The organism is Mucilaginibacter pankratovii (assembly GCF_014773265.1).
Lineage (GTDB): Bacteria > Bacteroidota > Bacteroidia > Sphingobacteriales > Sphingobacteriaceae > Mucilaginibacter > Mucilaginibacter pankratovii.
On record NZ_JACWMY010000004.1, the window covers coordinates 127,636 to 146,400 of the forward strand.

Here is an 18,765-nt window from a genome sequence, read left to right on the forward strand (position 1 = left end):
CTCGCCACTATCTTAGTGTTAGTTATTAGCTTCTGCTAATAATTTCTTGCCTTTTTCAATAGCGTCTTCAATGCTGCCCACAAGGTTAAATGCTGCCTCAGGGTATTCATCTACTTCGCCATCCATGATCATGTTAAAGCCTTTGATGGTATCTTTAATATCAACCAATACACCTTTTAAACCGGTGAACTGCTCTGCCACAAAGAATGGCTGAGAAAGGAAACGCTGAACACGGCGTGCACGCGATACAGTTAATTTATCTTCTTCAGAAAGCTCATCCATACCTAAGATGGCGATGATATCCTGAAGCTCTTTGTAACGTTGTAAAGTTTCTTTAACGCGTTGAGCGGTGTTGTAGTGCTCATCGCCCAGGATAGCTGCGCTAAGGATACGTGAGGTAGAATCCAGTGGATCCACCGCAGGGTAAATACCAAGCTCGGCAATTTTACGCGAAAGTACGGTTGTAGCATCTAAGTGGGCAAATGTTGTTGCCGGTGCAGGGTCAGTTAAATCATCCGCAGGTACGTAAACGGCCTGTACAGATGTAATTGAACCACGTTTTGTTGACGTGATACGCTCCTGCATAGTACCCATCTCTGTTGCCAAAGTTGGCTGGTAACCTACCGCAGATGGCATACGGCCTAACAAAGCCGATACCTCAGAACCTGCCTGGGTAAAGCGGAAGATGTTATCGATAAAGAAAAGGATATCGCGGCCTTTACCTTCTTCATCACCATCGCGGAAATACTCTGCAAGGGTAAGACCTGATAGCGCCACACGTGCACGTGCACCGGGAGGCTCGTTCATCTGGCCGAAAACGAAGGTAGCTTTTGATTCTTTTAAAGCTTCAGCGTCGATCTTGGTAAGATCCCATCCGCCTGCTTCCATGGAGTGCATAAATGCATCGCCATATTTTATAATGCCCGATTCAAGCATCTCACGCAGTAAGTCGTTACCTTCGCGGGTACGCTCGCCTACACCTGCAAATACAGATAAACCTGCATAAGCTTTCGCGATGTTGTTGATCAGTTCCTGAATTAATACGGTTTTACCTACACCGGCACCACCAAACAAACCGATCTTACCACCTTTTACATAAGGCTCTAATAAGTCGATAACTTTGATACCTGTAAACAGGGCCTCAGTTTCGGTAGATAGGTCCTCAAAACGCGGAGGCGTGTTGTGGATAGGGCGTCCATTGGTTTTATCAAGATTAGGGATACCATCGATAGCATCGCCAACTACGTTAAATACGCGGCCTTTAATAGCATCGCCAACCGGCATTTTAATAGCGGCTTCGGTATCTAAAACATTCATTCCGCGCAGTAAACCGTCGGTAGAGTCCATGGCGATTGCGCGCACACGGTCTTCACCTAAGTGTTGCTGAACTTCTAAAATAATTTTCTGTCCGTTGTCTTTAGTGATCTCAAGCGCATCATAAATCTTAGGAAGATGTGCGTCATTAGCGAAACTTACGTCAACTACCGGACCGATGATCCTTGATATTTTTCCAATGTTTGGCATATATTACCTGGTGTTTTAAAAAAATTTTAATTGAAACAGATACCTTTCATAAAGCAACGGTACTATTTCAGAGGCGCAAAGTTAAGGTTTATTGCCAAATATTTAAATAGTTATGGTAAGATTTTTTTGATGTTTTTATTAATACTATTTCCTTAAGTTTGACGCCCAATTATAAACCAATTGTTTCTGTTACTTAATTACTAATTAATGAAAAAACTTTTACTACTGTTATTGTGGTTAGCGCCCGCTATTGCCTGGGCGCAGGGTTTCCAGGTTAACCTTGGCGGCCAAAAGCAAATAGGTATGGGCCACACCGGTACCGGCTTGCTGCAGGATGGCGCATCCATTTTCTTTAACCCCGGCGCGGTTGCTATGCTATCTGAAAATTCTGTTTCTGCCGGGATAAGCCCGTTGTGGTTTAAATCCGGCTTCAACCCATCGGGTACCAACGATAAATATTTTACGGCAAACCGCGTAGCAACGCCCATACAGGCTTATGCCGTTTGGGGGCCAAAATCGGCAAATTGGAAACTTGGGCTGGGCGTTTATACGCCGTTTGGCGGCCTTACCGACTGGGGCACCACCTGGGCTGGTAAATATTCGGTGCAGAGCCTGGATCTGAAAGCGATCTTTATTCAACCAACGGTGAGTTATAAATTAACCAATGCCTTAAGCATTGGAGCAGGTTTTGTGTACAACCATGCAAGCGTAGATTTGAGGCGGGCTATACCTTTGGCAGATGCAAACGGAAACCCCGGCCAGGCAAAACTGGAAGGTACAGGCAAAGGCTATGGCTGGAATGCCGGGATCTTCCTGAAAACCAAATCTTTTACAGCTGGGCTGGATTACCGATCGAAGGTGAACACCAAACTGAAAAACGGCGATGCGATATTTACCGTGCCATCATCGGTACAGGCAAACTTCCCGCAGCCAAATACCTTTAGCTCGGGCATACCGTTGCCGGGAACATTCTCATTGGGCCTTGGCTTTTATCCAACCAAAAAATGGACCGTTGGCTTCGACGCTAACTTTGTTGGCTGGAGCAGCTTTAAAGCCCTTGCCTTTGATTACGCTACCAATACCTCTGCATTGGCCGACACTTACTCGCCACGTAACTACGAGAACGCGTTTGCGCTGCGTACCGGGGCGGAATATAAATACAACGATAAACTGGCCCTGCGTTTCGGCGGCGGCTATGCTACTACGCCTGTTAAGGATGGCTATGTAACCCCCGAGGTGCCCGATGCCAATCGTTATTACTTTACAGGTGGCGTAGGTTATAAACTGGCCAAACGCCTGGATATCGACTTATCCTTTGAGTTTGAGCATCTGTTCACCCGCACACAAACCAATATCGAATCGCAATTAGCGGGCACGTTTAAAAGCAACGTGTATATCCCCGGCGTTTCCCTTTCTTATCATTGGTAATATTTAGTTTTTAAACACATGAAATCGATAAAAAATTACATATACATATCTGCCGGGCTGTTATTATTGGCATCCTGTAAACCTACTATAGAAACCCCAAAGTCTACCCAAGGTACTGCCGATTTTTCGCGGTACATCTCTCTGGGTAACTCATTAACCGCAGGCTATGCCGATGGTGGTTTATACCTGGAGGGGCAATTAAACTCGTACCCAAGCATCATAGCCAAACAAATGGCGCTTGTTGGCGGCGGTACGTTTACGCAGCCCTTGTTCAACGCCGATCAGTCCAACGGTTCGGGTTATATCAAACTAACTGGCTTTACTGCCACAGGTTCGCCTATAACCGCACCGGTAACTACTAACCTTGCCGTTAGGGGTACAGCTGCTATACCTGGCTTCGGCACGGTGGTTTTATACACCAAATACACCGGCGAAATAAACAACTATGGTGTGCCGGGCGTTAAAGTACAGCAAATAGCCTATGCCCCTTACGGTAACCTGAACGGCTATTTTGAAAGGATGCTGCCGGGCAATGCGGGTACAAATTCTACTACATATATAGATTTTGCCACCGCCAAGCCTTTTACCTTCTTTACCAACTGGCTGGGCACTAACGATGCTTTGCTTTATGCATCTACAGGTGGGGCAGGCGATGTACTTACAGATAAGGCAACATTTACAGCTCTATACAACCTGTCGATATCGAAACTAACTGCAGCTGGCCAAAAAGGGGCAGTGGCAACTATTCCAGACGTTACCGCTGTACCTTACTTTACTACGGTTACGGTTGGCGCTATCCTGGCAGGTGTGCAAAAAAATGCTCCAACGGTTACAGATTTGTATATTAGCGCAAAGAATTCGGCTGACGTTTCAGCCGGCTATACCGCCCGCAAAGCTACCGCAGCCGATTTGGTGGTACTTACTTTCCCTACCAGTAAAATTGGCCAACCGGTAAGTTCGCCGGCGGGTATGGTGCCTTATGGGTTAACGCCCTACGCGCCTATTGAGAACCAATATGTGCTGGATGCCAACGAAGTTGTTTTAACCAAGGATTATGTGAACGCCTACAATACCACCATTAAAGCAGCAGCCGACAGCAAAGGTTTGGCATTGTTTGATGCCTTTACCTTCCTGAATAACTTAAAAGCTAACGGCATGGTGATAGATGGTGTAAGCCTGGGCTCTAACTACATCAGCGGTGGTGTATTTTCGCTGGATGGGATCCACCTAACGCCAAGAGGTTATGCTATTGTAGCCAATGAATTTATAAAAGCCATCAACGCCAAATACGGATCAAATATCCCCAAGGCGAGTGTATCGGCTTATAACGGGGTGAAGTTTCCTTAGTTGATAGGTGATGGTTCATAGTTGATGGTAGCCCTGAGTTCATGGGTGATGGTTCATAGTTCATGGTAGCTCTTACTATGAACTATGAACTATCACCAATGAACTCTAATACTATCTTCCCCATATGTTCGCTGCTTTCCATCAGCTCATGAGCTTTGGCGGCTTCGCCGGCGGGGAAAGTTTTATAAATGATAGGTTTTATTTGCCCGGATGCTAATAGGGGCCAGATATGTTCTTCCAGTTTTTGGGCGATGGCGCTTTTGAAGGCCACATCCCTTGCCCGCAGCGTGGAGCCGGTTATCATCAGTCGCTTGCGCATCACTTCGGATAAGTTAATTTCTACCTTGCTGCCTTTTACAGCGTTTATCATCACCAGCCGGCCATCGTTAGCCAAGCTTTTGATATTTATTGATGTGTAATCGCCGCCTATCATATCCAATATCACATCAACACCCTTACCGTCGGTAAGATTACTAATGGCTTCGCCGAAATTTTCTGTGTTATAATTAATGGCTTTATCAGCACCCAGTTCTTCGCAGAATTTACATTTCTCGTCGCTGCCGGCAGTAACGAAAACGGTGCTTCCCAAAGCTTTTGCCATTTGTATAGCCGTAACACCAATACCGCTGCTGCCGCCATGTACCAACAGGCTTTCGCCAGGCTGCAATTGCGCGCGGTCGAACACATTGCTCCAAACAGTAAAAAAGGTTTCGGGGAGGGACGCCGCTTCTGCAAAGCTTAAGCCCTCGGGCACGGGCAGGCATTGCCCTTCGGGTGCTACACAATATTCCGCATAGGCACCGCCGATTACCAGCGCGCAAACTTTATCGCCAACCTTCCAGCGGGTAACACCGGCACCAATTTCGGCAACAACGCCGGCAAGCTCCAGCCCGGGGATATCCTTTGGGGCACCCTCCGGTGGTGGATAGTTGCCTTTGCGCTGAAACACGTCGGGGCGGTTTATGCCTGCAGCCATTACTTTTATCAGCACCTCGTTGGTCGCGTAAGCAGGTGTTGGGCGCTCTGCAAGCTGTAAAACTTCGGGTCCGCCGGGATGGGTAATGATGATGGCTTTCATTAAATGATTGAACGCGGTAAATTGCTTGCGTGTTTTACGCATGGTGCTATTTATTCATCTTCATTGCTTTCAATGATTTCCCCGAAAGAATTACAGCGGAGCTATCAGTAATAGCCAGATCGGCATTTTCAGCAAAGCCGTGACCAATATCTAATATGGTATAATCTTTAAGATTTGCTGCTACGTAGCCAAAGTGCATATTTTTAGAACCCTTTAATTCTGGCGCCATTTCAAATAAAACCTGGCTGGAATCTGCCTGTGTTATCCGAAGTGTGTCGAAATTTTGATTATAACTTTCTACTTCCAATCGCGATTTCCCTTTTAAATTTACGGTTATGTTTGCCTGCCTTAATTTTTGCAGCTCAAAGTTAGTGTTGGTACCCTCAACAGATAATAGTTCGGGAGCAAACAGCCGTACCAGCACCCTGTTTTGCATCCAGTTTTTTTCGCCCTCGTTTTTGTATTTGTTAGGGAACACTAAGTGCAGGGTATCGTTTTTTACATAGGCCTTAAAAGTAACATCTTTTCTATAGGCATCCCAATAGTTGAGCACCCTTACCGATGCGTGTTTACTTTGTTGAAAAACTATTTTGGTGATGTTGCCGCCGTCCAGCTTTAAGTGCTTAAAAGGCTGTTCCAGTATCTTGTTATAGTTCCAGTAGGTATCGCTTTTGTCAACTTTGTTGTACACGTTTTTAAATGCCAGATCGGATACTACAACACCTAACAACATCACGGCGAATAATGTCCTCAGTATGATCGTGCTTATCTTAGTCTTCATATTTTTTTTCTTTAAAAGTTTCATCAATAAATTTCTCGTAGCGTATTTCAATTTCTTCCATCGGAATATCCAGCAAATACATGCTTCTTAAAAATAGGGGCAATTCATTTTCTAAAAATTGTTCTTTCCTAAAGGCAACTACTCTATGCATGGCTTCATTCTCTACAAAATATCCCACGCCGCGCTTATTGGTAATAATTTCGCGTTGCTGCAAAAAATCGTAGGCGCGCTGAACCGTATTAGGGTTCACCTGCATTGCTACGGCCAAGTCGCGAATGCTTAATATTTTTGTTTCCAGCGGCCATTGCTTAAGCAGTATTTGCTCGCAAACATATTCTGCTATTTGTAAATAAATTGCTTGTTTTTCTCTAAACTCCATTCTAAATTTCTTTTTCCCTTAACCTTACATAAGCTGTTATCCACAAAGTGCCCGGCAATATGTATTGAAGAAAATTATTTGCGATAGCATAAGCGTAATGCGGAAGCTCGATATTCCCAACTTCAGAATCTACTTTTATCAATACCGTAAAGTACGGGAACGCAATATCAACATTAGAAAATAATAGGCTAACAATGGCCAGGTTTAAAAAATAAATGGCAGCCAGCACACCGCAAACCACAAGCGCCACCTTTACAAGGGCAACCCGATTGAAGTATAACGTGCCTACCATCATGGCTCCAACAAAATTGGTGTACAATATTGTTGCCTTAACAAACACATTATTACCTTCAAATTCGTACAAGTACACATGATCGTACAAGCCACGGTACAGGGGGCTGGTTCGGTCTAATCCGCTGTGGTAGGCCGTTACAAACGTGTAGTCCATAAGCCGGAAAAAACTTAAAAAGACTATGCAAAATAACAAGCCCGATATCAATATACCGCAGAGCCATTTCTCCAGCGAAGAGGCAGGCAATGTAAGATAGGCGGCCCCACCCGCATTAGTAGTAAAGTAGCTAAATACCACCGAAGATAAAACCACCCCGCCACCAATAAAGCCCCAAATAAAGGATAGGTTTTGCGCCGGCCCCCAATCTAACGCATAAAGTATAAGCGTATAAAGTAAAAGGGTAAACGCCATTACAGCTACAACTGCGCCAATTAGTTGCATGGAGCGCTCGAGTATGGTTTTTTTTAATAGCAGCCCAAACCTGCTGAGGCTAAAAGTATCATTCATGGTAATTAGTTTTAATTTATCGGGAATAGTTGTTTGGCCATTGCCGGGTTTTCGGTGATGCCGTTAAAAAGGTGCTCCAGGTTAAGCGCCGAGTCTTCGCCATCTGTATTCTCCATAATTACGGAGATGCCACGCAACATTTTTTCGGAATAAAGCACTTTAGCGCCCTTTGGTATTTCATTCACCGTTTTAAAACAAAGCTTTTCGGCAATATCCGCAATGGACGAATGCAGTAGCAGGTTGCCGTTATCTACAATCATCACTTTATCTATCATGTTTTCCAGATCGCGTATTTGGTGGGTAGATATAAAGATGATGCGGTCTTCATTCATTACCGAGGCTATCAGCTTCCTGAACTGGGCCTTGGAAGGTATGTCCAACCCGTTTGTCGGCTCATCCATTAGCAGTACTTTAGTGTTGCAAGCAAGCGCAAAGGCTATCACAAACTTTTTTTGCTGGCCGAAGGATAATTTGTTCAGTTTGCCGTCAACGCTCACTTCCAGTTCCAGCAGGTATTTATAAAAGCTATCCTTATCAAACATCGGATAAAAGGGAGCAAACAAATTGTGATATTGCTTTATAGTAAGCGCTGGTACGTAAACATCCTCGGCTATGTAATAAATGGTTTGCAAGAACGATGGTTTGCGGCTTTTGGGTTGTACACCATCTACCAGCACGGTGCCTTCTACCGGGAAGAGCGTACCCACCATGTTTTTAAGCAAGGTGGACTTGCCTGCACCATTCTTGCCCAGCAGGCCGTAGATGCTTCCATTTTCAATAGAAAGGGTTAGGTTTTTATATAGCAGCTTTTTGCGCGAATAACCAAAAGACAAGTTGTTAAACTGTATCATAGTGTATTAGTTAAGTAGTACACTACAAATGTAATTAGATATTCGGTAACTCCAAGTTTTTTTTAAACTATTTTTTGTAAAAAAAACATGCTTTCAATTTGTATGTATTGAACTTTCGGGTAAATGTTATTCATTTGCATAAAACAAAAAACTATGTCATTACAAACAGGCTCAGCAGCCCCGCAGTTTAAACTAACCTCCTCCGAACTTAAAGAAGTTTCCTTAGCCGATTTTAAAGGCAAAAAGGTAGTATTACACTTTTTTCCATTAGCTTTTACAGGCGTTTGTACCACGCAGCTTTGCACCATGCGCGATAGCTTTGGCTATTACGACGGACTGAACGCGCAGATCCTGGGCGTATCGGTTGATTCGCCATTTACCTTAGGGAAATTTAAAGAAGAGAATGCCTACCAGTTCCCCTTACTGTCAGATTTTAATAAGGAAGTATCTGAAGCCTACGGCGCTTTATATGAAACGTTTGCTTTTGGTATGAAAGGCGTATCTAAACGTGCGGCTTTTGTGATAGATGAGGAGCAAAACATCATCTACGCCGAGGTGCTTGAAAACGCCGGCGACCTGCCCGACTTTGACGCCATTGCAGAAAAGGTAAAGTAAGATTAACACATATAACCATTGAGGTGGCTGATGAACAAAGCTTTTATCAGCCACCTTTTTTTGTTGATTGCCGCGCCATGAATTTTGTTTTCAGCCTTAAAAAAAAGCTTTCGTAAAAGTAGTAGGAGATGCAGGGGACCACTATTAAGAAGGCGATATTGAAGGGGTAAAGGCTCGGCCAGAATTTTTCATCGTTTGATACAAAAAGTTGTTGCCATATATAAATACTGTACGATAGTATACCGATGGTGGCCAGCGGTTTAAAATTAAAAAACTTAAAAATCACATCGCTGGTAGTGTAGATGCTGTTGACGATAATGAACCCGGTTAAAACCGATAGAAACAGGTTTACAAAAACGGCCTTTATGCTAAAAACATCGTCGTATTTAATAAAAAAGATGGCTGCTATACATGCCAGTGTTATCACCCACTTCAGCTTGCCGAAGTTTAAATACCCCTTAAAGCATAGTACCGAAAAAAAGCAGCCCAAACTAATAGCCTGGAACTTAACCAGGAAGTGTGTTAACGCGTAAAACGGCCCGCTGTTGATAATGATGTTTGCCGATTGCAGGTAAAGAATAACCGGCAGCACAAATAAAATGAACATTACCAGCCCCACAAACAAGTAAAAGCTTTTCTTGATAAAGACCGGGAAGATGAGGTAGAATTGTTCCTCTACCGCGAGCGACCAATAATGCCCGAGGTCCCAGTGGTAGGCTGTTTTTTTAAAGTAGGAAAAATCTGCTGCGAACAGGGCCGAGGATAAAATACTTACCGCGTTTACGTTTAATTTAACTGTTAAGTTTAACACGATGATAACGCCTATGTACAAATAGGCTACGGGTAGTATGCGCAGCGCGCGCCGGATGTAAAATTTTTTTAACGATAGGGTACCGGTTACGATCTTCTCTTTGATACATAGCGTGGTGATCAAAAACCCGCTTAGCACAAAAAAGATGTTTACGCCTAAGGACCCTATAAAGATCAAATTGCTGAACGCCCGGTATTGCAACACGATCATGTGGGCTATTACAACCATTAATACAGCCACACCCCTGATACCGTTTAACGAGGGATAAAGCTTTTGATCGAGCACAGCGGGTATTGCCCGTATATCGGTAAACAGCGACGAACCTCTAATTTTCATCAATAGCTTTGTAAGGGTGAAATTCAGGCGCTAAAATATCATTTAATAAAAAAAAGGCAATTTTTAATATTGTAAATTAATGCTTTAAGTGTTTTTGAAAAATGTTTTTGCTAAACTATTGCAGTAATTAAAAAGAAATTCTATTTTTGCAGTCCGTTAAAAAAGGGGCTTATATCTATTTCTGTTAGATAACGCCGGTTACCGGAAACGCACTTGTAGCTCAATTGGATAGAGCATCTCACTACGGATGAGAAGGTTTGGGGTTCGAATCCCTACAAGTGCACATATTTCAACCACTTGTTCCGGAACTGCGACATCCGCCAGGTGCCCAAAAAATTAAGCCTTTGAGTATAGTGTTCATAGGCTTTTTTAATTTTTAAACATAAGGGATGCTCAATTTAGTACTGTTTGGCCCCCCCGGAGCCGGGAAGGGTACCCAATCACAAAAACTTATCGAGAAGTTCGGGTTAATTCATCTTTCTACTGGTGATTTACTACGAGGCGAAATTGCACAAGGCACCGAACTGGGTTTGGAAGCAAAAAAACTGATGGACGAGGGGAAATTAGTCCCCGATGCGGTTGTGATAGGGATGATCAGCAATAAACTTGATGCAAATAAAGATGCTAAAGGCTTTATTTTTGATGGTTTCCCGCGTACAGTAGCTCAGGCCGAGGCCCTGGATAATTTGCTTTCGTCTAAGCAATCATCTATATCAGGCATGATAGCTTTGGAAGTTACCGATGCTGAATTAGAGCAACGATTGCTATTAAGAGGTAAAAGCTCGGGCAGGCCGGATGACGCTAACCCGGAAGTGATACGTAAACGTATAAAAGAATATAATGATAAAACTGCACCGGTTGCAGGGTTTTATCAGGGTCAAAATAAATATACAAGTATAAATGGCATTGGTAGTGTAGAAGATATCTTCACTTCTATCAATAGCGTGATCGATACTTATTAATTAGTCCGGAAGTCGGATAAGTCGGGTAAAGTCCGGAAGAAGGAGATGCAAATTTCTTAACTTTCGGACTTTACTGACTTTCGGACTTTCCGTCTCAAATAAAAAATTATGTCGCAGGGTTCAAATTTTGTTGATTATGTAAAGATCTGCTGCCGTTCGGGCCACGGAGGAGCGGGTTCTTCGCATTTACACAGGGATATTTTAACCTCGATGGGCGGCCCTGATGGTGGCGATGGCGGCCGCGGAGGCCACGTTATAGTAAAAGGCAACGCCCAGTTATGGACACTGCTGCACTTAAAATTCCGCAAACACGTTATTGCCGGCGACGGCGATCCGGGTGGCAGTTCTCAACGCAGCGGTAAAACCGGGCGCGACGAGATCCTGGAGGTACCCCTTGGCACCATAGCCAAAAACGCAGAAACCGGCGAGATCCTTTTCGAAATAAACCACGACGGCGAAACCAAAATATTGGCCAATGGTGGCCGTGGCGGGCTGGGCAACTGGCACTTTAAAACCGCTACCAAGCAAACCCCGCGCTTTGCGCAACCCGGCGAAGATGGCCAGGAAGACTGGAACATCCTCGAATTAAAAATATTAGCCGATGTAGGTTTGGTGGGTTTTCCTAATGCGGGCAAATCAACACTGCTTTCGGTGGTATCCGCAGCAAAGCCGGAGATAGCCGATTACGCCTTTACAACGCTTGTGCCTAATTTGGGTATCGTAGGGTACCGTGGCAACCAATCGTTTGTTATGGCCGATATACCGGGCATTATAGAGGGCGCATCGCAGGGTAAGGGCCTGGGCATCCGTTTCCTGCGCCATATCGAGCGTAACTCGGTGCTTTTATTTATGGTGCCTGCCGATACGGCAAGAACTATTAAGGAAGAATACAATATCCTGCTGAGAGAACTCAGCGAGTATAACGAAGAACTGATGCACAAGCCACGCGTGCTGGCCATTACAAAAAGTGATATGCTGGATGAGGAATTGCAGGCGGAGATGGAGAAGGAAGTGCCGGAAGGGATCCCTTATGTTTTCATTTCGTCGGTAGCGCAGAGGAATATTACCGAACTGAAAGACCTGCTGTGGAAAGAGATAAACCGGTAAGCTGGTTACCTTTTTTTATCGCTGTAATACAAAACGTAATTATCGCTTAGTTCTGTAAAAGTGAACTCTTTATACGCCGGGAAGCATTTGAGGATAACAGATGCCCGTATACCTACATAATAGGAGGGCAACAGGATATGGATAGGCCCCATATATTCTTTATGGAGGTATTCATCAAAGTTGATGCTCAGATCCTGGTTAAGCGGTTTTATCAGGATCACTTTATTGTTCAACCCCTTTAGTTCGGGGTAATCCTTCGTTAATACAAATACCGCACCTTTATTTTTTTTATCTAAAGCTTTAACATAGGCGGCAGAGGCGCTATCTATCACTCGGTTGGCCTCTCTTGGGTCGGGCTTGGAGGCTGTGTTGCTTTTACAACCTGCAAACACCAAAGATGCCGCCACCGCGAGCGTCCATCCAAATAAAAATATTTTTTTGATTGCCATAATTTAGCTGATCTCTCTTGCCCGCACTTTTACAGCGGGGTTTCCCTGGTAAATAAAATAGGGCTCTAAATTCTTTGTAGCCACCGAGCCGGTTGTGAGCACTGCGTGCGAGCCCACGCTAATTCCCTGATTAACGATAGCCGCGCAGCCTATCCAGGCGCCATCTTCTAACGTAATGCTGCCGGTGATCAAATCGAACGTAGTTTTTTTATAATTATGGCTGCCGGTTTGCAAAATAGCGCCTTGCGACAGGCACACATTACTGCCAATAGTTACCATTACCAGGTTATCTATCCAAACTTGTTCGCCTATCCAGGTGTGGTTGCCAATGCTTAATAGCCATGGCGATTTGATATTTACGGCAGGCTTTATTACCACACCCTTGCCTATTTTGGCGCCAAATAGCTTTAGTAAACCCGTTTTTAAGCCATTAATGGGGAACAAGCGGTTTTTAAAAATAACCGCGTTTACATAATACCATAGCAAACGTTTAAGCGCATTACCACCCGGATGGTAAGGGTGGTTATTGTATACCGAAAGATCAGTTTGCTGCATTGGGGTTAGTAGCTTTGTTGTTTATCCATTTATATAAAGCAACAATAATGATGATATAAATGAGCACATCAAAAATTAGGTGGTGATCGACAATACGGTTCCGGCTTTTGGTCCAGTATAGGGCCAGCAGCATTAGCCGGATAATATTGAGTATTTGAATGCTGACCAGGCCACACACAAGAAAAACCAGCTTGGGCTTTATTTTTTTTGGATATGCAATTACAAAGGCCGCGAAAAAGCTCATTACCCCAAGCCCGAGGCAGGTGTATATCAGTTCGATAATGCCATGGCCGGCCACCAACAATTGGTTGTTACCCACTATGGAAGTAAAGCCGAGCCAATTGAGCAGCGTGCTGGAAATATGCAGCAGCGCATACCTAAGCCAATTGATATAATTAAAATGATGGTCTAAAAAAGCGTTGTAGTTGTTACCAGGCGACGTAAGCCCAAAAAACAAAATATTAGAATAGTAGAACAGCAAAAAAAGCGCGGCGAACTTTACGCCGAACCACAACGCTACGTTGTTTTTAATGCCTATCTGCATCCTGTTTTTGTTTGATTATTTCCTCTATCTTAATATCCACTACCAGCCTAAACCAAAAGCCCTGTAAAAAATGGAATATGATGCCGGTGCGGCCATCTAATATACCGAGTTTAAATACCATGCGGTACATAAAATATAACAACGGCCTTACATAACGCGGTAAGCGCCACCATAATTGTTTAAGCCATGCGGTGCGTTCATCAGGCGAGCCCCAAAAACGTGGTTTTATAGTTTGGCTACGGATGCCCAATATGCGTTCGGTTTCTTCCAGGGCAAGCAGGTCGCTGTATCTATTGTGCTTATCTATCCAAAAGCGAATGTTGTTTTCCTTGAGGTTCTCCTCTAAAATATGCCCCTTCTTCCAGATGATGGTATTACCCGGAACAATTAAGCGGTGGTCCATATTCTCATTAAGATCGGAGTAACCGGTGCCGTACCGGATCATTTTAAGCAGGTAGAAAGGGTAATAACCGCCATATTTTAGCCATTTACCTTTGAAAAAATTCTTCCGGTTGAAGTAAATACCGTTGACGATTGGATAGTCCTCGTTCTTAAAATTAAGCAATTGTACCTGCAGTTCGGGCGTAACCACCTGGTCCGCATCCAGGCAAATTACCCAGGGAGTTGTAACATGGAAGTTTTTGAGTGCAAAATCCCATTGGCGGGGATGATTTTCGAAGGGATGTTGTAAAACGGTGGCACCAGCCGCTTCTGCAATAGCAAGGGTATCATCGGTACTATAAGAATCTAAAACAAATATGGCGGCATTAAGCCCTGCAATAGACTGCAGCAGCCGGGGCAAATGAATTTCTTCATTAAAGGTTAAAATGATGAAAGAGTATTCGGTGTTCAATTTAAACGTGCTTTGATGATCATGCTCATCCAAAGATATGGTATCCGCCCGCAACCCTCAAATTGCGTTACTGTAAACCCTTTGCCGCTAAGGAGGCTCCCCAACGTTTTAGCCGACCACATTTTGATATGCCCGCCAAGCCACAAAGGGCTCATGTGCTCGTCCCACCTATTTGTGATGCTAAGCAGCAGGTTTTTTAGGTAGCCGTGATAAGGCGTAGAGATGATCAATTCGCCATTCGCTATTAAGGCTTGTTTGCAAAAATCTATAAACTTCTCCGGGTCGTAAAGGTGTTCAATTACTTCGGTGGAAATGATAGTATCAAATTGCAGCCCCTGTAGTTCGGGGGGAAGTTCATTATTGCTCAGATCCTGCACAAAAAACCGCCCGGGGTTACCTTCAGCCGCAATGGCAATACCTTGTTCGGATGCATCCGTACCATAAGCGTTATAGCCTAACGATATCAGGTGATTTACCAGGTAACCGTTACCGCAACCCAGATCTAAAATACACCGGTTTTTGTCCTTATCCAGCATTTTTAGCAATGGCCGCAGTGTATAGATCAGGTTATGCATAATAGCGTTGTCCTGGTATTGGTAGTCCCGGTAATCGCTCATACTTTAATTATTTGCTGGTAAAAGCGGATGTATTTCTGTGCCAGAGCATCGCCTGTAAAATCGTTTCGCACAATGGCCGGGGCGGTTTGCCTGATGCTGTTTAATGTAGTCAGGCCGTTTGCGCCAATGTTGTTGATGGTATCGCTCACCGATTTTACGTTGGTTTGGCAGATCCAGCCAAAATTGTTCTCTTTTACATAATCGGCAAGGCCAACTGCTTCGCTTATTAATACCGCGGTACCTACACCCAGGCTTTCTATCACTACGTTGCCAAAATTTTCATCGTGCGAGGGGAGTATCAGCAGATGGTGTTGTTGCAGCAGTTCAAACTTATCGTCATCATAAAAACCCGCCCAGGTAATTTTATCTTCAATGCCATTTGTCAGCGATTTTAAATAATTGATGTAGTTTTCGTCGCCATCGCCGGCAATGGTTAAATGGTAAGGCAGCGCAATAAATTTAAGGGCGTTTAGTAGAATGTCGAGCCCTTTTTTTTCTTCGATACGCGAAAAGAAAAGCAATTTTAATACACCGCCCGGGGTAATGTGATCAAAACCACCAGGTTTACTTAGCTTCACAAAATTGGGCAACGCGGTTATGCTTAATGGCCTAACTAATTTGGCAACAGCCTCGCTTTCGTGGCTTGATGTGGTATGAATATGGCTTTTATTTAAAAGGTTTCCCCCCATCATTTTATGAATAAGACCTTTGGCGCCGATGTTTTTGTTGTTGAAAGAATAGGTGCTTAACATGCCCCGGGGCGATATAACAACGGGCACCTTGCGGGCTAACGCTATTGCGCAAGATAGCACAGATACCAAATTCCACCACGCATGGATGTGTATGGCATCAAACTCTTTAGCATGTTTCCACAAGGCCTTAAGTAAGGCAGGCGAAAAATGGGTATGGTCTTTTGTTATTCGCTTAAAATAAGTTACCAGCGCTCCATCTACATTTATCGGCACGGCTGTATCAACGGCCAGCTCCCGGGCGCCGTTGGCGGTAGTAGTAAATACATTGATAGCAACGCCGGCTTTGGATAACTCCTCGCACAGCATAGCTACCGACATAGTTGGCCCCCCGTAAATAACGGCAGGCTTATAAGCGGCGGTTATATGCAGTATCTTCACACCTTTCTTAGGATATGTCTTTTTCTTAAAATATGGAATATGCCCAGCATACTCATATAGCTCCAAAATACCGAGTTGATAATAAATTCAAAACTCAATCCACGCCATAAGATCTGGAATAAGCCACTAAATATAAGCGCCGTGCCTAAAATATAACCACCAAACAATCGCTCGGCCTTTATTGAAATTAATTGCGCAATTGCGCCGTACAAAAACATCGATAAAAAAACGCCGATAGGCCCGGCAGACAAGTAACCATCTACTATATACGCCGGTTTGGCCGATACGTTCGATCCGCTGTTAACCACACCGGCTTTATACACGCGCGCCATTACCAATTCTTCGGTAATAGGTTTCCCCTGCCAAAAAATACGCGGCACAATGGCAATTGCCGATTGTTTTAAAAGTTCGGTGCCGTAATAATCCACCGTTTGCGGGGTGCTTTTTACAAACGTGGTAAACATGTCTATCTCGCTTAACCTTAATACCAGGAACGTCCAGGTTGAAGTATTTTCATCGTTTAAAGCTGCATCAAGTGATTGTTGTGCGGCTTCGTCGGTGTTTACATCATCAGACCAGGCAGCTTGCCGGTAACTGTTAACGTAGGCTGGTAACACAATGAACAGCGAAAATAATAGGGGAATGAAAGTGATAAGCACAACCTTTTTATAGCTTGGGTATAAAAAAATACCCAAAACCAACACACTTATAATAATAGGTTCTTTAAACCCCGAAGTTAATGCAATATAGAAGTTAACAACATACAAAACACTACACACTAAGGTGTTAACGGCTTTTTTTAATGGGATAGCAAATGCAAGTGCAAGTGTGCCTGCAATAAAGCTAAGCGCACTAAACTGGACTGAAAACTGTGACAATCCCGGCAGCTTGATGAGGATGGTTGATAATGGAAAGCTGATGATAGCGATCTTCATCAGCAGGCCCGCTAACGTACTCGATTCGATCTTGTACTCTTTTTTTTTGGGGTACTTCATAAACATCAGTATCCCCGAAATGAAGGCCGCATGCCCAAGGCAATATAACCGCTGGCATTGTGCCGTGAGCTCTAATTTTTCTTTATCTATTAAAAAGTACGTTGGCCCGGCATGAAATTCATCGTAGCCCAGTACACTAAAAAAATAGAATATGGAAGTGGTACAGGTATACCCGGCAAAAATAATGTGCATAACAAATAAGGGGCGCATTAACTGCTCGCCCAGGGGCCTGTCGTTGGGGATTGGCCTTACCCAGCCGGATAGTGTTAAAAAGAAAATAACGAACGAACCCAGCCAGGCTATGATGTAAGACAGATACGGATCGCCCCTGAACATGTAGGCAATTACCCAAGGCATAAAAAGCACAATATACCTTTCTATGCCTTTACCACCCATTTTGCTTTTTGTTACTCACCAATAAATTACCAGTTGCAATAGTAATCATTTCAATTTATTACCGTGGTTTCGATGGCTTGGGCAATTTTCGTAAAATTCCGACCGGCTATTATCTTCGCCGATTCCGTCCCCCATAACCTGAGATTTTCTTTTGATATGCAGAGGGTTGCCAAATTCAGAGAGAAGCTCTCTTTATCTTCAGCAATAAAAACAGAGCCATTTTTGCCCGGTTTAACCAGATCTGCAGCACAACCCGTTTTGTTTGATACCAGCACAGCCTTGCTGCAGGCCATTGCCTCGTTAACAGCCAGCCCCCATGTTTCATTCGGCCCCCGGGATGGCAGGCAAAAAAGATCGCAGGCCTGGTAAACAACAGGCATTACCGACTGGTTTTGAAAATCCATAAAATGGATATTGGTATGGCCGTTTGCTTTTTGCTTTAACCGTGCCTCTAAAACGCCGTTACCAACCATCAGTAAATGAACGTTGCTTTGCGCAAGGCTTAAAAAGGCATCGATAAGTATCAGTGGGTCTTTTTTATCTTCAAATTTTCCGGCGAATAAAATCAGGATATCCTCATCCCTGATAGCTAAACCAGTCCTTAGTTCTTGGGCCTCACTTTGGCGGTTAGCTGCGAAACGGGTATTATCCACCGCGTGGGGAGCAAAAACCAGCTGCGGTTTTTTTAATCCATATTTTTCAAAATAGGCTTTGGTTGCCGTACCGGGATACAGGGCATAGTCTATATGGCGGTAAACCCATCGCAGGTATAAAAATCGCAGCAAGTTTTTAAGCCCCCATTGTTCATCAAGCAAAGTAGAGTCGCCGCGAAACAATACCGGGATCTTGTTTTTAAAGTATTTTAAAACCCCGAGGTGGCTTTTATATGCCCAGCCGATAACCATAACCGCATCAGCTTTCCAATTGGTAATAGCCGGGATAAGCCTGGGATTGATGATGCCTTTTGAGTGATGTGAGCCGGGTTCCGGGGCGGTGTTCTCAACAAATTCGTACGGGTAACCATCTAGCAGCGGGATGTCCCAGCTTACATCGCGCCCAAAACCGGGATCGGTTTTTTTTAACGAGGATTGGCTCCAGGTATAAAACACTTTAATATCAATATTGCCCCGCTGCGCCAGTAATTGAAAAACCGGCGCGTAGTATTGAATTGGGTGCGTGGTTACAATAGCTAATTTTCGCATAGTGCT

Annotated in this window: 20 protein-coding genes and 1 tRNA gene; 6 read left to right on the forward strand and 15 right to left on the reverse strand. The window is 44.1% G+C overall.

The features are described 5' to 3' along the window. Positions 1 to 18: 18 nt before the first annotated feature. Positions 19 to 1,524: a F0F1 ATP synthase subunit beta gene (gene atpD, locus IDJ77_RS08995; protein ID WP_191188613.1), complete on the reverse strand. Its 1,506-nt coding sequence runs from the start codon at positions 1,522 to 1,524 to the stop codon at positions 19 to 21. Between the two features lie 207 nt (positions 1,525 to 1,731). Between atpD and IDJ77_RS09000 the strand changes: the two genes are divergently transcribed. Beyond that, complete coding sequence (locus tag IDJ77_RS09000) at positions 1,732 to 2,952, forward strand: OmpP1/FadL family transporter (RefSeq protein ID WP_191188614.1); 1,221 nt, start codon at positions 1,732 to 1,734, stop codon at positions 2,950 to 2,952. 18 nt (positions 2,953 to 2,970) lie between these two features. After that, positions 2,971 to 4,299 (forward strand): SGNH/GDSL hydrolase family protein, encoded by a 1,329-nt coding sequence (locus tag IDJ77_RS09005; RefSeq protein ID WP_191188615.1) that lies wholly within the window; start codon positions 2,971 to 2,973, stop codon positions 4,297 to 4,299. A gap of 82 nt (positions 4,300 to 4,381) precedes the next feature. Here the strand turns inward: IDJ77_RS09005 and IDJ77_RS09010 are convergent, their stop codons facing one another. Genes IDJ77_RS09010 through IDJ77_RS09030 form a run of 5 tightly spaced genes read right to left on the reverse strand, consistent with a single transcriptional unit; the run spans position 4,382 to position 8,187 of the window. Further along, positions 4,382 to 5,419 carry an NAD(P)H-quinone oxidoreductase gene (locus tag IDJ77_RS09010; protein ID WP_317174319.1) on the reverse strand — a complete coding sequence of 346 codons (1,038 nt, stop codon included), beginning with the start codon at positions 5,417 to 5,419 and terminating at the stop codon, positions 4,382 to 4,384. Positions 5,420 to 5,423: 4 nt separating this feature from the next. Next, positions 5,424 to 6,158 (reverse strand): hypothetical protein, encoded by a 735-nt coding sequence (locus tag IDJ77_RS09015; protein WP_191188616.1) that lies wholly within the window; start codon positions 6,156 to 6,158, stop codon positions 5,424 to 5,426. After that, a complete protein-coding gene (locus IDJ77_RS09020; RefSeq protein WP_191188617.1) occupies positions 6,148 to 6,537 on the reverse strand; it encodes a GntR family transcriptional regulator in 390 nt (129 codons plus the stop codon). Before IDJ77_RS09020 ends, IDJ77_RS09015 begins: the two co-directional genes overlap by 11 nt. Position 6,538: 1 nt before the next feature. Then, on the reverse strand, positions 6,539 to 7,336 hold the full coding sequence (locus IDJ77_RS09025) for a hypothetical protein (RefSeq protein WP_191188618.1): 798 nt from the start codon (positions 7,334 to 7,336) through the stop codon (positions 6,539 to 6,541). 11 nt (positions 7,337 to 7,347) lie between these two features. Further along, positions 7,348 to 8,187 (reverse strand): ABC transporter ATP-binding protein, encoded by an 840-nt coding sequence (locus tag IDJ77_RS09030; protein WP_191188619.1) that lies wholly within the window; start codon positions 8,185 to 8,187, stop codon positions 7,348 to 7,350. A 153-nt stretch (positions 8,188 to 8,340) separates the two neighbouring features. On the opposite strand from IDJ77_RS09030, the gene IDJ77_RS09035 reads away from it, so the two are divergent. After that, a complete protein-coding gene (locus IDJ77_RS09035; protein WP_191188620.1) occupies positions 8,341 to 8,802 on the forward strand; it encodes a redoxin domain-containing protein in 462 nt (153 codons plus the stop codon). Between the two features lie 46 nt (positions 8,803 to 8,848). On the opposite strand, the gene IDJ77_RS09040 is transcribed toward IDJ77_RS09035, so the two are convergent. Then, positions 8,849 to 9,949 carry an acyltransferase family protein gene (locus tag IDJ77_RS09040; RefSeq protein ID WP_191188621.1) on the reverse strand — a complete coding sequence of 367 codons (1,101 nt, stop codon included), beginning with the start codon at positions 9,947 to 9,949 and terminating at the stop codon, positions 8,849 to 8,851. A 209-nt stretch (positions 9,950 to 10,158) separates the two neighbouring features. On the opposite strand from IDJ77_RS09040, the gene IDJ77_RS09045 reads away from it, so the two are divergent. The 3 genes from IDJ77_RS09045 to obgE all read left to right on the forward strand — a co-directional run bounded on the left by IDJ77_RS09045 (position 10,159) and on the right by obgE (position 12,018). Then, positions 10,159 to 10,232 (forward strand) — tRNA-Arg (locus tag IDJ77_RS09045). Between the two features lie 106 nt (positions 10,233 to 10,338). Beyond that, positions 10,339 to 10,911, forward strand: coding sequence for an adenylate kinase (locus IDJ77_RS09050; protein WP_191188622.1), 573 nt, complete (start codon positions 10,339 to 10,341; stop codon positions 10,909 to 10,911). Between the two features lie 108 nt (positions 10,912 to 11,019). Continuing rightward, positions 11,020 to 12,018 carry a GTPase ObgE gene (gene obgE, locus IDJ77_RS09055; protein ID WP_191188623.1) on the forward strand — a complete coding sequence of 333 codons (999 nt, stop codon included), beginning with the start codon at positions 11,020 to 11,022 and terminating at the stop codon, positions 12,016 to 12,018. A 5-nt stretch (positions 12,019 to 12,023) separates the two neighbouring features. On the opposite strand, the gene IDJ77_RS09060 is transcribed toward obgE, so the two are convergent. From IDJ77_RS09060 to IDJ77_RS09095, 8 genes are read right to left on the reverse strand one after another with little or no spacing between them, the layout of a single operon-like run. Next, entirely contained in the window at positions 12,024 to 12,467 is a 444-nt protein-coding gene (locus tag IDJ77_RS09060) for a hypothetical protein (protein WP_191188624.1), read from the reverse strand. 3 nt (positions 12,468 to 12,470) lie between these two features. Beyond that, on the reverse strand, positions 12,471 to 13,022 hold the full coding sequence (locus IDJ77_RS09065; protein ID WP_191188625.1) for a WcaF family extracellular polysaccharide biosynthesis acetyltransferase: 552 nt from the start codon (positions 13,020 to 13,022) through the stop codon (positions 12,471 to 12,473). Next, a complete protein-coding gene (xrtY, locus tag IDJ77_RS09070; protein WP_191188626.1) occupies positions 13,009 to 13,566 on the reverse strand; it encodes an exosortase Y in 558 nt (185 codons plus the stop codon). The genes IDJ77_RS09065 and xrtY overlap by 14 nt, the downstream gene beginning before the upstream one ends. Then, positions 13,550 to 14,419: a glycosyltransferase family 2 protein gene (locus IDJ77_RS09075; RefSeq protein ID WP_191188627.1), complete on the reverse strand. Its 870-nt coding sequence runs from the start codon at positions 14,417 to 14,419 to the stop codon at positions 13,550 to 13,552. Before IDJ77_RS09075 ends, xrtY begins: the two co-directional genes overlap by 17 nt. Continuing rightward, a complete protein-coding gene (locus IDJ77_RS09080) occupies positions 14,416 to 15,036 on the reverse strand; it encodes a class I SAM-dependent methyltransferase (RefSeq protein ID WP_191188628.1) in 621 nt (206 codons plus the stop codon). The genes IDJ77_RS09075 and IDJ77_RS09080 overlap by 4 nt, the downstream gene beginning before the upstream one ends. Beyond that, on the reverse strand, positions 15,033 to 16,166 hold the full coding sequence (locus IDJ77_RS09085) for an XrtY-associated glycosyltransferase XYAG1 (RefSeq protein ID WP_191188629.1): 1,134 nt from the start codon (positions 16,164 to 16,166) through the stop codon (positions 15,033 to 15,035). The genes IDJ77_RS09080 and IDJ77_RS09085 overlap by 4 nt, the downstream gene beginning before the upstream one ends. Then, entirely contained in the window at positions 16,163 to 17,557 is a 1,395-nt protein-coding gene (locus IDJ77_RS09090; protein WP_394368030.1) for an exosortase Y-associated Wzy-like protein, read from the reverse strand. The genes IDJ77_RS09085 and IDJ77_RS09090 overlap by 4 nt, the downstream gene beginning before the upstream one ends. Positions 17,558 to 17,607: 50 nt before the next feature. After that, positions 17,608 to 18,759: a glycosyltransferase family 4 protein gene (locus tag IDJ77_RS09095; RefSeq protein ID WP_191188631.1), complete on the reverse strand. Its 1,152-nt coding sequence runs from the start codon at positions 18,757 to 18,759 to the stop codon at positions 17,608 to 17,610. Positions 18,760 to 18,765 lie beyond the last annotated feature (6 nt).

Excerpts from the sequence above, each read along its gene's own strand:
- IDJ77_RS09005 (WP_191188615.1), top strand. The coding sequence starts at position 2,971 with ATGAAATCGATAAAAAATTACATATACATATCTGCCGGGCTGTTATTA.
- IDJ77_RS09025 (WP_191188618.1), bottom strand. The coding sequence starts at position 7,336 with ATGAATGATACTTTTAGCCTCAGCAGGTTTGGGCTGCTATTAAAAAAA.
- IDJ77_RS09050 (WP_191188622.1), top strand. The coding sequence starts at position 10,339 with ATGCTCAATTTAGTACTGTTTGGCCCCCCCGGAGCCGGGAAGGGTACC.
- IDJ77_RS09095 (WP_191188631.1), bottom strand. The coding sequence starts at position 18,759 with ATGCGAAAATTAGCTATTGTAACCACGCACCCAATTCAATACTACGCG.
- IDJ77_RS09060 (WP_191188624.1), bottom strand. The coding sequence starts at position 12,467 with ATGGCAATCAAAAAAATATTTTTATTTGGATGGACGCTCGCGGTGGCG.
- atpD (WP_191188613.1), bottom strand. The coding sequence starts at position 1,524 with ATGCCAAACATTGGAAAAATATCAAGGATCATCGGTCCGGTAGTTGAC.
- xrtY (WP_191188626.1), bottom strand. The coding sequence starts at position 13,566 with ATGCAGATAGGCATTAAAAACAACGTAGCGTTGTGGTTCGGCGTAAAG.
- obgE (WP_191188623.1), top strand. The coding sequence starts at position 11,020 with ATGTCGCAGGGTTCAAATTTTGTTGATTATGTAAAGATCTGCTGCCGT.
- IDJ77_RS09065 (WP_191188625.1), bottom strand. The coding sequence starts at position 13,022 with ATGCAGCAAACTGATCTTTCGGTATACAATAACCACCCTTACCATCCG.
- IDJ77_RS09080 (WP_191188628.1), bottom strand. The coding sequence starts at position 15,036 with ATGAGCGATTACCGGGACTACCAATACCAGGACAACGCTATTATGCAT.
- IDJ77_RS09035 (WP_191188620.1), top strand. The coding sequence starts at position 8,341 with ATGTCATTACAAACAGGCTCAGCAGCCCCGCAGTTTAAACTAACCTCC.
- IDJ77_RS09030 (WP_191188619.1), bottom strand. The coding sequence starts at position 8,187 with ATGATACAGTTTAACAACTTGTCTTTTGGTTATTCGCGCAAAAAGCTG.
- IDJ77_RS09090 (WP_394368030.1), bottom strand. The coding sequence starts at position 17,557 with ATGGGTGGTAAAGGCATAGAAAGGTATATTGTGCTTTTTATGCCTTGG.
- IDJ77_RS09000 (WP_191188614.1), top strand. The coding sequence starts at position 1,732 with ATGAAAAAACTTTTACTACTGTTATTGTGGTTAGCGCCCGCTATTGCC.
- IDJ77_RS09010 (WP_317174319.1), bottom strand. The coding sequence starts at position 5,419 with ATGCGTAAAACACGCAAGCAATTTACCGCGTTCAATCATTTAATGAAA.
- IDJ77_RS09040 (WP_191188621.1), bottom strand. The coding sequence starts at position 9,949 with ATGAAAATTAGAGGTTCGTCGCTGTTTACCGATATACGGGCAATACCC.
- IDJ77_RS09020 (WP_191188617.1), bottom strand. The coding sequence starts at position 6,537 with ATGGAGTTTAGAGAAAAACAAGCAATTTATTTACAAATAGCAGAATAT.
- IDJ77_RS09015 (WP_191188616.1), bottom strand. The coding sequence starts at position 6,158 with ATGAAGACTAAGATAAGCACGATCATACTGAGGACATTATTCGCCGTG.